This window comes from Pseudomonas sp. PF05, assembly GCF_056521845.1.
In genome coordinates this window covers 138429-153936 of the sequence record NZ_JBWLPW010000006.1, presented here as the reverse complement: position 1 = coordinate 153936, position 15508 = coordinate 138429, and the positions used below count along the sequence as shown (strand labels likewise).

Sequence of the window (15508 nt, the reverse complement as noted above, 5' to 3'; positions counted from 1 at the left end):
TACCGCAATCCATGGTGTGCCCAAGAGTGCCTTGGGCCCGCCATGGTGTCCAGCGGTCAGCGAACGCAGATACCGCGATGCGCCATGTAGGCCTTGGCTTCCGGCACGGTGTATTCGCCAAAGTGGAAGATGCTCGCCGCCAGCACCGCGCTGGCATGGCCCTCGATAATCCCGTCGGCCAGGTGTTGCAGGTTGCCGACGCCGCCGGAAGCGATCACCGGAATGCCCAGGGCATCGCTGATGGCGCGGGTCACACCGAGGTCGAAGCCGTTTTTCATGCCGTCCTGGTCCATGCTGGTCAGCAGGATTTCACCGGCGCCCAGGCCCTCCATCTTCTTCGCCCACTCGACGGCGTCGAGGCCCGTGGGTTTGCGACCGCCGTGGGTGAAGATCTCCCAGCGCGGGGTTTCGCCAGGGCCGGAGACCTTCTTCGCGTCAATGGCCACGACGATGCACTGCGAACCGAAGTGCTGGGCCGCTTCGCCGACGAATTCCGGGTTGAACACCGCTGCGGTGTTGATCGACACCTTGTCGGCACCGGCATTGAGCAGGTTGCGGATGTCCTGCACGGTGCGCACGCCGCCGCCCACGGTCAGTGGGATGAACACCTGGCTGGCCATGCGCTCGACGGTATGGAGCGTGGTATCGCGGCCATCGACGCTGGCCGTGATGTCGAGGAAGGTAATCTCGTCCGCACCCTGTTCGTCGTAGCGACGGGCGATTTCCACCGGGTCGCCGGCATCACGGATGTTCTCGAACTTGACGCCCTTGACCACCCGGCCGTTGTCCACGTCCAGGCAAGGGATGATGCGTTTGGCCAGCGCCATGGTGAGTCCTCAGCCGTTGTAGGCGTCGCAGAAGGCCTGGGCCTCGGCGACGTCCAGGGTGCCTTCATAGATCGCGCGACCGGTGATCGCACCAATAATGCCCGGCGCCTTGGCGTCGAGCAGTGCCTTGATGTCACCCAGGTTGTGGATACCGCCGGAGGCGATCACCGGGATCTTCGTCGCGGCAGCCAGGGCAGCGGTGAACGGGACGTTGCAGCCCTGCATCATGCCGTCTTTGGCGATGTCGGTGTAGACGATGGCTGATACGCCGTCGGCTTCGAAACGCTTGGCCAGGTCGATCACCTGCACGGTGCTGACTTCAGCCCAACCGTCGGTGGCGACGAACCCATCCTTTGCGTCCAGGCCAACGATGACCTTGCCCGGGAAGGCGCGGCAGGCTTGAGCCACGAACTCAGGCTCCTTCACGGCCTTGGTGCCGATGATCACGTAGCTCACGCCAGCCTTGACGTAGTGCTCGATGGTTTCCAGCGAGCGAATGCCGCCGCCGATCTGGATCGGCAGGTTCGGGTAGCGCTTGGCGATGGCCGTGACCACCTCACCGTTGACTGGCTGCCCTTCGAAAGCGCCGTTCAGGTCGACCAGATGCAGGCGACGGCAGCCGCCCTCCACCCACTTGGCGGCCATGCTCACCGGGTCATCGGAAAACACCGTGGAGTCTTCCATGCGGCCCTGGCGCAGACGTACGCAAGCGCCGTCCTTGAGATCGATAGCGGGGATAATCAGCATCTGGCAAACCTTCAAATACGAATATTCAGCTTGGCTCGAAAATCAGTTTTTCTCGAGCGCCCACAAGTCGCTTTCTATGCTTTCGAACCTTTCTTTAAGGTGCGTCTGCACATCGAAAATCGCCCTGTTGTAATAATGCGGAGCAATTTCGCGGGTAAACAGGTCAAGAATTTCCGCCGCTTCGAACGAACCCAGGTCCAGCTCGAAACGTTCCTCCATGAACCGCTGGATCTTGCGGTTCGCTTCACTCTCCTGCTCGGATGTGAGGGTGAGGATCGGCGGTTTCTTGCGGGCCATTACCAGCGCCCGTCCCACGCTGCGAAGTTCTGCAACAGTTGCAGGCCATGGGTATGGCTCTTCTCGGGGTGGAACTGCACGGCGAAGCGCGAACCATCGGCCAGGGCCGCAGCGAAATCGACACCATAGTGCCCGCTGCCCACCACCTGCCGCGCATTGCCGGCGGCGATGTAGTAGCTGTGCACGAAGTAGAAGCGCGCCAGGTCCGGGATGTTGTGCCACAGCGGGTGATCCACCGTCTGCTTCACTTCGTTCCAGCCCATGTGCGGAACCTTCAGGTGCTCGCCGTCTTCATGCAGGCCCTTGCCGAAGAACTTTACCTGGCCTGGGAACATGGCAATGCAATCGACGCCTTCGTTCTCCTCGCTGCGTTCGAGCAAGGCTTGCATGCCCACGCAGATGCCGAGGAACGGACGATCCTGGCTGACTTCGAGCACCAGCTTGTCGAAGCCCAGGCGACGAATCTCGGCCATGCAATCGCGAATCGCACCGACACCGGGGAACACCACTCGGTCGGCTTCGCGAATCACGTCGGCATCGCTGGTGATCAGCACCTTGCCAGCGCCCACGTGCTCGAGCGCCTTGGCCACCGAGTGCAGGTTGCCCATGCCATAGTCGATAACAGCGACCGTCTGCATTACAGGACGCCCTTGGTCGAAGGCATCTGCCCGGCCATGCGGTCATCGAGCTCGACGGCCATGCGCAGGGCGCGGCCGAAAGCCTTGAACACGGTTTCGATCTGGTGGTGGGTGTTGTGCCCGCGCAGGTTGTCGATGTGCAGGGTCACGTTGGCGTGGTTGACGAAGCCCTGGAAGAATTCCTGGAACAGGTCAACGTCGAAGCCGCCGACGGTGGCACGGGTGTACGGCACATGCATCTGCAGGCCCGGACGGCCGGAGAAATCGATGACCACGCGCGACAGCGCTTCATCGAGCGGCACGTAGGCATGGCCGTAGCGACGGATGCCCTTCTTGTCGCCGATGGCTTTGGTAAACGCCTGGCCCAAGGTGATACCGACGTCTTCCACCGTGTGGTGGTCGTCGATGTGCAGGTCGCCCTTGCTGACGATGTCCAGGTCGATCAGCCCGTGACGGGCGATCTGGTCCAGCATGTGCTCAAGAAAAGGTACACCGATATCAAACCGGGCCTTTCCGGTGCCATCCAGGTTGATCGAGGCTTTGATCTGGGTTTCCAGAGTGTCGCGCTCGACAGACGCCTTACGTTCGGCCATCACCAGCTCCGCAAAATCATTGGGCGAAAAAGGCAGCCATTATAGGGGCGCGAGCGGCAAACAGAAACACGAGAGGTGATATCCCTGACGGGTTGTCTCCCGCGCTGTCGGCGATAGACATGTCCATACAAGTCTTTGCCATCGCCCAAAACAACTGTGGGAGCGGGCTTGCTCGCGAAGAGGGAGTGTCAGCTGACATATATGCCTGCTGACCCACCGCATTCGCGAGCAAGCCCGCCCCCACAAATTTGCCCTTACCCTGATGGGTTCGGGCTACTCCTTAGTGGAACAACACCGCCGTCTTCTGCAGGGTCACCCACACACCCCACGCCAACGGAATGCCTACCACCAGCCAGGCGGCGATCGCCAGGGGCTTGGTGCCCGGCGCGGCTTTCCACTCCAGCGAAGTGCTGCCGTCGGCGCCTTTGTCATGGCCCAGCGCCTGTTCGGCGGCCAGTTCGGCGTCGGTCATGAAGTACTTGTCGGCAACCGGACGGACCAGCAGGTTGCACAGCAAGCCCAGCACCAGCAGGCCGGCGAGGATGTACAAGGTGATGTCATAGGCCGCGGCACGTTCAACGCCGATGCTCAATTGATACTCACGCAGGTAGTTCACCAGTACCGGACCCAGCACGCCTGCCGCTGCCCAGGCGGTCAGCAGGCGACCGTGGATTGCACCGACCATTTGCGTACCGAACAGGTCCGCCAGGTAGGCCGGCACCGTGGCGAAACCGCCGCCGTACATCGACAGGATGATGCAGAACGCCGCTACGAACAGCGCGACGCTGCCCAGGTGACCCAGGTTCGGGATCAGCGCGTACAAGGCAATGCCCAGGGCGAAGAACACGAAATAGGTGTTCTTGCGACCCAGGTAATCCGAGCAGGATGCCCAGAAGAACCGCCCACCGATGTTGAACAGGCTCAGCAGACCAGTGAAACCGGCCGCAATGGCCGCGATCTGACCCAGTTGCGCAGCATCCAACTGACCGAAAGGCAAGTCATTGCCGAGCAACTTGCCGCCGAACACTTCCTGCAACAGTGGCGATGCCATGCCGATGATGCCGATACCGGCGGATACGTTCAGGCACAGCACCAGCCATACCAGACGGAACTGCGGGGTTTTCCAGGCCACATTCACGTGAACGTGACGATGGGTGATCATCGCGTTCGCGGCTTTCTTCGGTGCCGGGGTCCAGCCTTCAGGCTTCCAGCCGGTCGGCGGGACGCGGTACGCCAAGGCGCCACCGATCATGAACACGAAGTAGATCGCAGCCATGACCAGGAAGCTCTGCCATACGCCCACGCTGGTTGGCGAAGCGAAATGGCTCATCAGCGCCGCGGCCAGCGGAGCACCGACCATCGCACCACCGCCGAAGCCCATGATCGCCATGCCGGTCGCCATGCCGCGCTTGTCCGGGAACCACTTGATCAAGGTCGACACCGGGGAAATGTAGCCCAACCCCAGGCCGATACCGCCGATCACGCCGGAACCGAGCCACATCAGCCAGATCTGGTGGGTATAGATACCCAGCGCAGAAATCACCAGGCCACCGCACCAGCACAATGCCGATACAACACCGGCCTTGCGCGGCCCGGCGTGTTCCAGCCAGCCGCCCCAGATGGCTGCCGAGCAACCCAGGAAGATGAAGAACAGGGTGTAGATCCAGCCGAGCATCGAGATCGGCCAGTCACATTGGGACGAAAAGACTTGCGAGATGAAGCTCATATCCGGTGCACAGGCCACAGGCTTGGTGATACCCAAGGCTTTGGACAGTGGCAACCAGAACACCGAGAAGCCGTAGGCCATGCCGATGCATAGGTGAATGGCCAGTGCGGCCGGTGGAACCAGCCACCGGTTGAAACCGGGTTTGGCGATGATACGTTCCTTGGAGAGGAACGCTGGCTGGTCGGCGATGCCGCCTGCCGTGATGCTCGTGCTCATTGTGTATCCCCCAATTATTGGAATGGTCCGTCAGCCACGCATCACCCTCAGCCTTCATCGCACGCAGGCATGGCTGTATTTTCTGGTGAAGCTCCATAGTGTGCGACATCAAGTCGCAGAAGGACGGACGAACGGGCAAAGGTTACCATTTGCTCGTGACAGAAAAACCAAAGTGATATCACCTTTTTCGTGCCATCTGTCTTATCGCACGCTTGCTCGCTTTCTGTAGGGGGCTAACGATTTATTTTTTCAGGAATTTTCATGCCCATCGTTGTCCAGCTCATTTGCGACGCCAACTGTCAGGACCAACAGGACCTGCAGAAAATCTACCAGGATGCCCCGGGCTGGCTGTTCGCCCCCTTTGGCGATGCCACGCAACTGATCGCGCAATGCCTTGAGGAAGGTGCATTGATCGCGGCACGGTTCAATGACCGCCTGCTCGGTGCAGCACGCCTGCAACGGCACCAGAACGCTTGGCGCTTGTCCCACCTGTGCGTACGAAACGTTACCCGCCGCCGTGGCGTGGCTGAACGGCTGGTGAGCGAGGCCCGGCGAATGGCTGCGCAGAACGGTGCCGAGCTGCACTTGTTGGCCCCGGCCGGGCAACTGCAAGCCCAGGCCCTGGCGGCCAAGCTGAAGATGCCGCTTAATGAAAGCTAATCGATGGCTGCAGACAAATCCCGTGGTGAGGAGGCTTGCACTGTAGGAGCTGCTGAAGGCTGCGATCTTTTGATCTTTTGATCTTTTGATCTTTTGATCTTTTGATCTTTTGATCTTTTGATCTTTCGCTTGAGACTCAAGGGTTGGAGGAAAGATCGCAGCCTCGTTGCACTCGACAGCTCCTACACAGCTCCTACACAGCTCCTACACGGTTGCTACACGGTTGCTACACGGCATTTACGGCGCTGCGAGTGCAAGCTCCCTCGCCACGGGGGGACAGCGCGGCGGCGAATCGAGAAACGATCCCCCAACGCGCCGCCAACTCAGGACGTTATACTCCCGGCTAAATTTTGAACTCAACCTACAAGGATTCGCCCATGAAAGCGTTCGGCAAAATCCTGGGTCTGGTACTTCTCGGGCTGTTGCTGATCATTGTGGCCCTGGGCTTTGCCCTGACCCACCTGTTCGACCCCAACGACTACAAAGAAGAGATCCGCCAGATAGCCCGCGACAAGGCCCACATCGAGCTGACCCTCAATGGCGACATCGGCTGGAGCCTGTTTCCATGGCTGGGTCTTGAGTTGCACGACGCCAGCGTCGCGACCCTGGCCAGCCCGACCCAGCCTTTCGCCGACCTGCAGATGCTCGGCCTTTCGGTCCGGGTAATACCCCTGCTGCGCCGGGAAGTACAAATGAGCGATGTGCGGGTCGAAGGCCTGAACCTGCGGCTCAACCGTGACAAGAACGGGCACGGTAACTGGGAAGACATCGGCAAGGTGCCGGCCTCTGCGTCGACGGCGAACGCGCCAGCCCCCGTGCCGGCCGAACAACCGACCCCGCCCGTCGGCACCCCGGCAGAAAAACCTGCCCAGCCGACCCGCCTGGATATCGACAGCCTGACCGTGAACAACGCGCGGGTCCAATACACCGACGAGCAGACCGGCAAGCTGTTCACGGCCGAGAGCATCCAACTGAGCACCGGCCCGGTCCACGACTCCACCAACATCCCGGTCACCCTGACCGCCTTCCTGTCCAGCAACCAGCCAGCCGTACGCGTACGCACCGAAGTGACGGGTGAACTGCGCTTCGAACGTGCCCTGCAACGCTACAAGTTCGAAGACCTGAAATTGTCCGGCGAAGCCACGGGCGACCCCTTGCAGGGCAAGACCCTGAACTTCGCCGCCCAAGGCCAACTGTTCCTGGACAAGGCGGCAAACGTCGCCGAATGGACCGGCATCAAGCTGTCGCTCAATCAACTGCGCGCCCTGGGTGAACTGAAGGTCAACGACCTCGACAAGACCCCGCAATTGAATGGCGGGGTGTCGATCGCTCAGTTCGATCTGGCGAAGTTCGTCGACAGCGTCGGCCAGCAACTCCCGGCCATGGCCGAAGGCAGCCTGAGCAAGGTCGAACTGGTCAGCCGCATTGCCGGCACGCCGAGCAGCGTCGAATTCAACAACATCAACCTGAAGGTCGACGACAGCAATTTCAGCGGTCGCATCGCCGTGGAAGACTTTGCCAAACAGTCCCTGCGCGTACAGCTCAAGGCCGACACGTTCAACGTCGACCGTTACCTGCCGCCAAAGTCCGCCGAAGCCGACAGCTCCAAGGCAGCCCGCGAGGCCGAAGTCAGTAACACCGAAGCCAGCGCGATGGCCGGTGCCGGCAGTACACCGCTGCCGAGTGCTCCGACCCAGGGCGCCTGGAGTAGCGACCGGCTGTTTCCGGTGGAACGCCTGAGCAAGCTGGACGTCGATGCCGACCTGACCTTCGGGCAACTGACCCTCGATAAACTGCCGATCCAGAACGCTGCGCTCAAGGCCACCGGCCTGGGCGGCCTGCTGACCCTGGAGAACCTGCGAGGCGACCTGTACAGCGGCAACTTCGAAACCAAGGGCACCTTGGACGTGCGCCAGGCTACGCCACGCCTGAGCCTGCAAACGCGCATCAACCGGGTCCCTGCCGAGAAAATCATCGAAAGCCAAGGCAAGAATCCGCCGGTCAAAGGCCTGGTCACGCTCAACAGCGCGATCACCGCCAGCGGCAATAGCCAGAAAGCCCTGATCGACAGCCTCAACGGCACCGCCGGGTTCGTCATCAACGATGGCGTGCTGCTCAATGCCAACCTCGAACAGCAATTGTGCAAAGGCATCGCCACCCTCAATCGCAAGACCCTCAGCGGCGAACCCCGGGGCAAGGACACGCCATTCCAACAACTCAACGGCAATCTCACCTTCAACAATGGCGTCGCCAACAACCCGGACCTGAAAGTGCGCATTCCCGGTATGACCGTCAACGGCAACGGTGATATCGACCTGCGGGTGCTGGGCATGGACTACCGTGTCGGCATCATCGTCGAAGGTGACAAGAGCGACATGCCCGACCCCGCCTGCCAGGTCAACGAACGCTACGTCGGCATCGAATGGCCGTTGCGCTGCCGCGGCCCGCTGGAGCTGGGCGCCAAGGCCTGCCGCCTGGACAACGAAGGGATGGGCAAGGTCGCGGCAAAACTGGCCGGCGATCGCCTCAGCGACAAGATCGATGAGAAGCTGGGCGACAAGGTCAGCCCCGAACTCAAAGACGCGCTCAAGGGGCTGTTCAAGCGATGAGAGCCGAGCAGTTTTCCACCGCTGTCCTGGACTGGTTCGACCGCCACGGGCGCCACGATTTGCCCTGGCAACAAGCCATCTCACCCTATCGGGTGTGGGTCTCGGAAATCATGTTGCAGCAGACCCAGGTCAGCACCGTGCTCAACTACTTCGACCGGTTCATGGCCTCGCTGCCCACCGTTCAAGCCCTGGCCGCCGCGCCGGAGGACGAAGTGCTGCACCTGTGGACCGGGCTGGGCTATTACACCCGCGCGCGCAACTTGCAGAAAACCGCGAAAATCGTCGTTGAACAGTACGGCGGCGAATTTCCCCGGGACGTGGAAAAACTCACCGAGTTGCCGGGGATCGGCCTGTCCACCGCCGGCGCCATCGCCAGCATCAGCATGGGCCTGCGGGCGCCGATTCTCGATGGCAACGTCAAGCGGGTGCTGGCGCGCTTCACCGCCCAGGAAGGTTACCCGGGCGAACCCAAGGTCGCCAAACAGCTGTGGGCCACCGCCGAGCGCTTCACGCCCCAGGACCGCGTCAACGCCTACACCCAGGCAATGATGGACCTGGGCGCCACACTCTGCACCCGCAGCAAACCCAGCTGCCTGCTCTGCCCGCTGAAAAACGGTTGCGAGGCGCACATGCTGGGCCTGGAAACCCGCTACCCGATTCCCAAGCCTCGCAAGGAAGTGCCCAAAAAGCGCACCTTGATGCCGATGCTGGCCAACCACGAAGGCGCAATCCTGCTTTACCGTCGCCCTTCCACGGGGCTGTGGGGCGGTCTGTGGAGCCTGCCGGAACTCGGCGACCTCGACGACCTGCAACACCTGGCCCTGCAACACTCGCTGGAATTGGGCAGCCAACAGGAAATGCCAAGCCTGGTGCACACCTTCAGCCACTTCCAGTTGGCGATCGAACCCTGGCTGGTCCGGGTCCGGGAAACCGGCCATCACGTGGCCGAGGCCGACTGGCTCTGGTATAACCTCGCCACCCCGCCGCGCCTGGGCCTTGCCGCCCCGGTCAAAACCTTGCTCGAACGCGCGGCCGCCGTAATGAACGCAGGAGAGTTGCAATGACCCGCACCATCATGTGCCGCAAGTACAAAGAAGAACTCGAAGGCCTGGAACGTGCACCGTTCCCGGGCGCCAAGGGCCAGGACATCTACGACCACGTCTCGGCCAAGGCCTGGGCCGACTGGCAGAAACACCAGACCCTGCTGATCAACGAAAAACGCCTGAACATGATGAACGCCGAAGATCGCAAATACCTTCAGGGCGAGATGGACAAGTACTTTTCCGGCGAAGATTACGCCAAGGCCGAAGGCTACGTACCGCCGTCCGAATAAGCTGTTCAGCGCGGGGGCGGATCGTAAGCGACGGTAATAATTAAATATTTTTTGAAAACGTGCTTGACGCCCCCCTGAAAAACCCGTTTAATGCGCCCCGTTGCCCAGATAGCTCAGTCGGTAGAGCAGGGGATTGAAAATCCCCGTGTCGGCGGTTCGATTCCGTCTCTGGGCACCAAATACCGAAAACCCCGATCAAGAAATTGATCGGGGTTTTTTATTGCCCGGGATTTTCTTCCTCCGCCTTATCGACTCGGCTACATTCTTGCGCTCCCCTCTAGCAAGCGAGTCGACATGGACATCACCGGCATCCCCTTTGGCACCACCGACTGGTCAACCATCGAACCCACCGAGCACAAAGGCGTCACCGGAACCGCTTATTGGCGCACCCAACAGTTCGGGAACATTCGCGTGCGGATGGTGGAATATACGCCCGGGTACCTGGCCGACCATTGGTGCACCAAGGGCCACATCCTGTTTTGCCTCAAGGGCGAGCTCAATACTGAACTCGAAGATGGCCGGCAATTTTTGCTCAAGCCCGGCATGAGCTATCAGGTAGCCGACCAGGCCGAGCCCCATCGTTCCTCCACTTCATCGGGGGCTACGCTCTTCATAGTCGATTGAGATTCGAAGCGCCCCCACTGAAGCTGTAGGATAGATGGCCTTATCCATCAGGAATCCGACCATGTCATCGGCGAACAAACAGCACAAGCGCAGCCAGCGCGCCAAGGCGAAAGCCAAGCAGAACCGTACTAAGCGTGCTGCTGCACCGAACGACTTCCTCGACCCGAACGACGAGCGCATCGACCTGGAAACCGTGGACCTATCGGACATGTTCCGACTCATGGGCGCGGCCGAAAAGATCAGCCAACAGGCCATGTGCACGGTCTTCCTCGGGCATCCACTGCTGGAGTTGGTGCTGGAGCAGGAAGGTGAGGAAGAAGCCACTGACTTCATCATTACGGCCCTGATCGAATATCGCCGCCTGACCACGGGTGTCGATGAGCAGACCGCGCTGGATTGGGTGGAAAGCGAGCAGTTCCAGGCCGATTATGTGGCCGCATCCCAGGCTCTGGCGCAAGTTAAGGCCTGACTTTCGCCCGCCAAGCGCTTTGTGCCGAAGGGGTTCGCGGTGGCTGACAGGCTGTGGAGATAGCTCCTACAACCCAAGGTCAACCAACGGGGGGCGGCGTCATACCCGTCCTGCATAAATCCGTTATTTTTCCGCCCAAGCAATCAGCCCCGTCCGGCATCATCGAAACGTCGCCTGGAGCATCCTTGCGGTCCGCCCCTCTCAATGGCTGGACACTGCGATGACGCCACTGCTGCCCCAAGACGACCCAAAGCTCGCCCCCTTGATCAACGAACTCGGCGAGCTGATTCGCCAGGCTCGCCAGGAGGCCATCACCCATATCAGGGAGATGATCCTCGGCACCGGGGACATCGTCGGGGACCCGGCTGTCCTGAAACTCCTCGGGCTGCCCAACGCCGGCACGCTACAGGAAACGGACCTGGAACAGGCCTTGATCGACCAGCTACAAGGCTTCCTTCTCGAACTGGGCAAGGGCTTCGCCTTTATCGCCCGTCAGCAGCGCATCAGCACCGAAAGCAAAGACTTCTACATCGACCTGGTCTTCTACAACTACCTGCTCAAGTGCTTTGTGATCGTCGATCTCAAGCGTGGCGAGCTCAGCCACCAGGACATCGGCCAGATGGATATGTATGTGCGTCTCTACGATGATCTCAAGCGCGGCCCTGACGACAAACCCACCGTCGGCATCATTCTCTGCGCTCAAAAGGATGAGTCGGTGGTGCGTTATTCCGTGCTGCAGGGCAATGAACAGCTATTCGCCAGCCAGTATCAGTTGGTGCTCCCCACCGAAGAAGAGCTGCGCAACGCGCTGGATCGCGAACAGGCGCGCCTCGAGGAAGGGGCAATCAGGCGCAGCGACTTGAAGGAATAAAAGCCGATACCCGATGAATGCGCACTCAAAAAACCCATGTAAGATTGGCGCGCTTTTTTTCCAGCAATGCTTCAGTCAACGAGCTTCATCCTGCATGTCACCGGTCGCGCCCCACCCTTCCCTGATCCAGGCATTGCGGACCGAAACCGCTGAACTGCACGTCGCCCTGGAAAAGCGCCTGCCGTTTTTCTCACAACGGCTGGACCTGGATCTGTACCGACGCCTGATGGCGGCCTACTACGGTTTTTATCAACCGCTGGAACAACGGCTGCATGTGCTGGCGCTGATTCCGGCCGGGTTGGACCAGTCACTGCGCATCAAACTTCCGGTATTGCGGGCCGACCTCACGGCACTGGGCCTGGATGAAGCCGCTATCGAGGCGTTGCCCACCTGCCAGGCGCTGCCGCGGATCGACTCCCGAGCCGCCGCCCTCGGCGTTTCCTATGTGTTGGAAGGTGCGACTCTCGGCGGGCAGATCCTGCGGCGCAGGGTGGCCGAGCAGCTCGGTCTTGATGCTTGCAGCGGCGCTGCCTTCCTCAATGTGTATGGCGAACTCACCGGCCGACGCTGGAAGGATTTCCTCCAATACCTGGACGACAGGAACCTTGGCCAGGCCCAGACGCTCGAAGTCACACGCGCCGCCAAAGCGACGTTCACTCATTTCGAACACTGGCTGGACAGCCAAAAGGTACTGCTATGACCCCGGAAAACCAGGAAGCCTTCGAAGAGCTGCTGGCCAATTGCGCAGATGAACCGATTCGCTTCCCCGGGGCCATCCAGCCTCATGGCGTGCTGTTGATGCTGTCCGAACCCGACTTCGTGATCCGTCAGGTCAGTGCCAACGCATTGCAATTGATGGGGCAGGATCCTCACAGACTGTTGGGCCAGACGCTGGACACATTGTTGGGGCTGGAACAGGCCGAGGCGATCCTGGTCGCCTGTCGCGCCGCCCCGCAAAGCGACAACGCGCCCGTGGCCATTGTCGTGAACCAGCAGCGCTTTGACGCCTTGGTGCATCGCCATCAGGGCGCCCTGATCGTCGAACTGGAACAGCACCTGAGCGACTATCGCCCCGAAGGCGTCAGCGGCGAGGCCAACCTGGGCCGCATGCTGCAACGCCTGCAAAGTGCGAAAACCCTCCAGGCCCTGTACGAAATCAGCGTGCGGGAGATCCAGGCCATGACCGGCTACGACCGGGTGCTGATCTACCGCTTCGAGGAAGAAGGCCACGGCCAAGTGATCGCCGAGGCCAGCGCGCCGTCGATGGAACTCTACAAGGGCCTGTTTTTCCCGGCGTCGGATATTCCCGAACAGGCCCGCGAGCTGTATCGCACCAACTGGCTGCGGATCATCCCTAACGCCGACTACGCGCCGGTACCGCTTGTCCCGCAACTGCGCCCCGACACCCAGGCGCCCCTAGACCTGAGTTTTGCCACACTGCGCAGCGTCTCGCCGATCCACCGCCAGTACATGAAAAACATGGGCGTGCTGTCCTCCATGAGCATCTCGTTGATGGAAGGCGAGCGCTTGTGGGGGCTGATCAGTTGCGGCAATCGCCAGCCGCTGCTGGTCCCCCATGAAATGCGCATGGCCTGCCAGACCATCGGCCAGGTGCTGTCGTTGCAGATCAGCGCCATGCAAGCCCTGGAACTGACCCGGCAACGGGACGCCAAGCTCGAAGACCTCAAAATCCTCGCCACCGTCATGGCCGAGTCCAGCGAAAACGTCTTCGATGGCCTGTCCCATGAGCCACAACGGCTCATGGACCTGACCGGCGCCAGCGGCGTGGCGATTTTCGAAGACAACAAGCTGCATCGCCACGGCCAATGCCCGGAGCCCGAGCAGATCCGCGAACTGCACAAATGGATCCTGGAAACCTGCAAACCGGTGTTCTCCCAGCACAACCTGAGCAGCGTTTTCGCGCCTGCCCAGGCTTATCAGGACGTGGCGAGCGGCGTGCTGGCGATCCACTTGCCCAAGCCAGTGGAAAACGGCGTGCTGTGGTTCCGTCCCGAGGTGAAGCAAACCCTCCAATGGAGCGGCGACCCGCAAAAGCCCCTGGACCTGGAAAACAGCGAGACCGGCCTGCGCCTGCGGCCCCGGACGTCTTTCGATATCTGGAAAGTCGAAATGGCCGGCATCAGCACCAAATGGACCCATGGCGACCTGTTCGCCGCCAACGACCTGCGGCGCTCGGCCCTGGAAAACGACCTGGCGCGCCAGGTGCGCAAGGAGCGCCAGGCCGTACAGGCCCGCGATGAACTGGTGGCCGTGGTGTCCCATGACCTGCGCAGCCCGATGACGGTCATTTCCATGCTCTGCGGCATGATGCAAAAGGCCTTCAGCTCCGACGGCTCCCACAGTTCCAAGCGAATCGCTTCAGCCATCGACACCATGCAACAGGCCACCAGCCGCATGAACTCGCTGCTCGAAGACCTGCTCGACACCTCGCGCATCGATGCCGGGCGCTACACCATCAATCCCCAGCCGATGGACGTCAGCCAGATCTTCGAAGACGCCTGCTCGCTGCTGACGCCGCTGGCCACTGCCAAGGCCATCGACATGTCCTTCCACGCCGAACCCAACCTGAAGATCAACGCCGACCCCGAGCGGCTGTTCCAAGTGCTGTCGAACCTGATTGGCAACGCCATCAAGTTCACACCGCAACAAGGCTCCGTAGGCATCAGTGCGATGTCCGTCGGCGATGAGATCGTGTTCAGCGTCCGCGACACTGGCGAAGGGATTGCGCCAGAGCAGTTGCCTCATGTTTTCGAGCGCTACTGGACGACCAAGGAAGGCAACCCGAACGGCACCGGGTTGGGGTTGTACATTTCCAAGGGGATTGTCCAGGCCCATGGCGGTAAACTGCACGCCGAAAGCCAGCCAGGCCAGGGCAGCGAATTCCGCTTTAGCGTGCCGAAAATCGACTGAGCCGGGCACCGTCCCCTAACGAATTGGAAACCGAAGCCCAATGGCCTCACTGAACAAACAGCAAAAACGCGCCAAGCGCGCCAAAGACAAAGCCAAGCAGATCCGCATGACCGGGCGCAAATCGATCCCGATGTATGGCGACCCGGCCCACGCCACCGCCCAACCACCGGTCTACGTGCTGGAACTGTTCGCCAAGCTGCGCGAAGCCGAGGCCGTCAGCCGCAATCAAATGCTCGATACGCTGCTCGCATCCCTGAGCGTCATGATCAGTGAACGCCCAGGCCTGCTCGACCTGAAAAACGCCGAAAACGAAAGCATGGCGGCGACCAACCTGGCCGCCGACATGCTGGTGGACTACCGCATGTGGATCGATGACATGGACCGCGAGACCGCCCAACGCTGGCTCAGCACACCGGAGTTCATCAAGGACTTCAGCGAAGCGCTGGACCGTTATCGCCAGTCGATGGAAGAGCCCGCCAGCGAATAAACCGGCCGGCTATTCGTCACCGTTCCAATGGAACACCAGGTTGCGCGCGGCCCCGCTGCCTACCTCAGCAGTGTCGCGCCGCGCCTCACCGTTGCGCGTCGCCACCACGCTGTACTTGCCCGGCGGCAGTTGCACATAAACCAGCGGCCCCGCATCGCTGAGCGTCAGCAGCGTTTGCCCCGACGCGTTCTGGACGGTGACCTCCACATCCGGGATGTATTTGTTTTCCGGGCCAACCGCGAATGTCATGTGCAGGCCGTAACCCTGGGCCTGCCCGATGGCCCGGGCTTCATCCTCACCGATACCGCCCGACAGATAAGTGATGCCGTTCTGCTGCATGGGTTGGACCTGGACGCCGGTGTTGTCGATGGGCGCGAGGTTGGTGGCGTTGAGAGCGATGGGGAACAGCAGGATGCTGATGGCGATGAAGGGCAACACAAAGTAATGAATAAGCTTCATGGCGAGGACTCCAGGTTCTGG

General features: G+C 61.0%; 16 protein-coding genes, 1 tRNA gene and 1 pseudogene. 11 read left to right on the top strand and 7 right to left on the bottom strand.

What is annotated here, in order from left to right; translation table 11 throughout:
- Positions 1–56 precede the first annotated feature (56 nt).
- The 6 genes from hisF to AC09SL_RS12545 form a co-directional block, all read right to left on the bottom strand.
- On the bottom strand, positions 57–827 hold the full coding sequence (gene hisF / locus AC09SL_RS12570; protein WP_003186747.1) for an imidazole glycerol phosphate synthase subunit HisF: 771 nt from the start codon (positions 825–827) through the stop codon (positions 57–59).
- A 9-nt stretch (positions 828–836) separates the two neighbouring features.
- Complete coding sequence (gene hisA, locus AC09SL_RS12565) at positions 837–1574, bottom strand: 1-(5-phosphoribosyl)-5-[(5-phosphoribosylamino)methylideneamino]imidazole-4-carboxamide isomerase (RefSeq protein WP_058546228.1); 738 nt, start codon at positions 1572–1574, stop codon at positions 837–839.
- A 42-nt stretch (positions 1575–1616) separates the two neighbouring features.
- On the bottom strand, positions 1617–1871 hold the full coding sequence (locus AC09SL_RS12560; RefSeq protein ID WP_058546227.1) for a DUF2164 domain-containing protein: 255 nt from the start codon (positions 1869–1871) through the stop codon (positions 1617–1619).
- Complete coding sequence (hisH, locus tag AC09SL_RS12555; protein ID WP_058546226.1) at positions 1871–2509, bottom strand: imidazole glycerol phosphate synthase subunit HisH; 639 nt, start codon at positions 2507–2509, stop codon at positions 1871–1873. The genes AC09SL_RS12560 and hisH overlap by 1 nt, the downstream gene beginning before the upstream one ends.
- Positions 2509–3102: an imidazoleglycerol-phosphate dehydratase HisB gene (gene hisB / locus AC09SL_RS12550; protein ID WP_003186751.1), complete on the bottom strand. Its 594-nt coding sequence runs from the start codon at positions 3100–3102 to the stop codon at positions 2509–2511. Before hisB ends, hisH begins: the two co-directional genes overlap by 1 nt.
- 280 nt (positions 3103–3382) lie before the next feature.
- Positions 3383–5044: an OFA family MFS transporter gene (locus tag AC09SL_RS12545; protein WP_058546224.1), complete on the bottom strand. Its 1662-nt coding sequence runs from the start codon at positions 5042–5044 to the stop codon at positions 3383–3385.
- Positions 5045–5305: 261 nt separating this feature from the next.
- Between AC09SL_RS12545 and panM the strand changes: the two genes are divergently transcribed.
- The 11 genes and pseudogenes from panM (at position 5306) to AC09SL_RS12490 (ending at position 15028) form a co-directional block, all read left to right on the top strand.
- Positions 5306–5704, top strand: a complete 399-nt coding sequence (panM, locus tag AC09SL_RS12540) for an aspartate 1-decarboxylase autocleavage activator PanM (RefSeq protein WP_058546223.1) — start codon at positions 5306–5308, stop codon at positions 5702–5704.
- 377 nt (positions 5705–6081) lie between these two features.
- Positions 6082–8313 (top strand): AsmA family protein, encoded by a 2232-nt coding sequence (locus AC09SL_RS12535; protein ID WP_058546222.1) that lies wholly within the window; start codon positions 6082–6084, stop codon positions 8311–8313.
- Positions 8310–9377 carry an A/G-specific adenine glycosylase gene (gene mutY, locus AC09SL_RS12530; RefSeq protein WP_058546221.1) on the top strand — a complete coding sequence of 356 codons (1068 nt, stop codon included), beginning with the start codon at positions 8310–8312 and terminating at the stop codon, positions 9375–9377. Before AC09SL_RS12535 ends, mutY begins: the two co-directional genes overlap by 4 nt.
- Positions 9374–9646, top strand: coding sequence for an oxidative damage protection protein (locus AC09SL_RS12525; RefSeq protein WP_003196814.1), 273 nt, complete (start codon positions 9374–9376; stop codon positions 9644–9646). The genes mutY and AC09SL_RS12525 overlap by 4 nt, the downstream gene beginning before the upstream one ends.
- A 102-nt stretch (positions 9647–9748) precedes the next feature.
- A tRNA-Phe gene (locus tag AC09SL_RS12520) sits at positions 9749–9824 on the top strand.
- Between the two features lie 116 nt (positions 9825–9940).
- A complete protein-coding gene (locus AC09SL_RS12515) occupies positions 9941–10270 on the top strand; it encodes a DHCW motif cupin fold protein (protein WP_014336091.1) in 330 nt (109 codons plus the stop codon).
- A gap of 61 nt (positions 10271–10331) precedes the next feature.
- Positions 10332–10739, top strand: a complete 408-nt coding sequence (locus AC09SL_RS12510; RefSeq protein ID WP_058546220.1) for a hypothetical protein — start codon at positions 10332–10334, stop codon at positions 10737–10739.
- A gap of 298 nt (positions 10740–11037) precedes the next feature.
- Positions 11038–11610 (top strand): annotated as a pseudogene (locus AC09SL_RS12505) (PDDEXK nuclease domain-containing protein); the annotation flags it as partial.
- A gap of 94 nt (positions 11611–11704) precedes the next feature.
- Complete coding sequence (locus AC09SL_RS12500) at positions 11705–12310, top strand: biliverdin-producing heme oxygenase (RefSeq protein ID WP_058546218.1); 606 nt, start codon at positions 11705–11707, stop codon at positions 12308–12310.
- A complete protein-coding gene (locus AC09SL_RS12495) occupies positions 12307–14541 on the top strand; it encodes an ATP-binding protein (protein WP_058546217.1) in 2235 nt (744 codons plus the stop codon). The genes AC09SL_RS12500 and AC09SL_RS12495 overlap by 4 nt, the downstream gene beginning before the upstream one ends.
- Positions 14542–14581: 40 nt before the next feature.
- Positions 14582–15028 carry a hypothetical protein gene (locus AC09SL_RS12490; RefSeq protein ID WP_058546216.1) on the top strand — a complete coding sequence of 149 codons (447 nt, stop codon included), beginning with the start codon at positions 14582–14584 and terminating at the stop codon, positions 15026–15028.
- A 9-nt stretch (positions 15029–15037) separates the two neighbouring features.
- On the opposite strand, the gene AC09SL_RS12485 is transcribed toward AC09SL_RS12490, so the two are convergent.
- Positions 15038–15487 carry a peptidase associated/transthyretin-like domain-containing protein gene (locus AC09SL_RS12485; RefSeq protein WP_058546215.1) on the bottom strand — a complete coding sequence of 150 codons (450 nt, stop codon included), beginning with the start codon at positions 15485–15487 and terminating at the stop codon, positions 15038–15040.
- Positions 15488–15508: the final 21 nt, after the last annotated feature.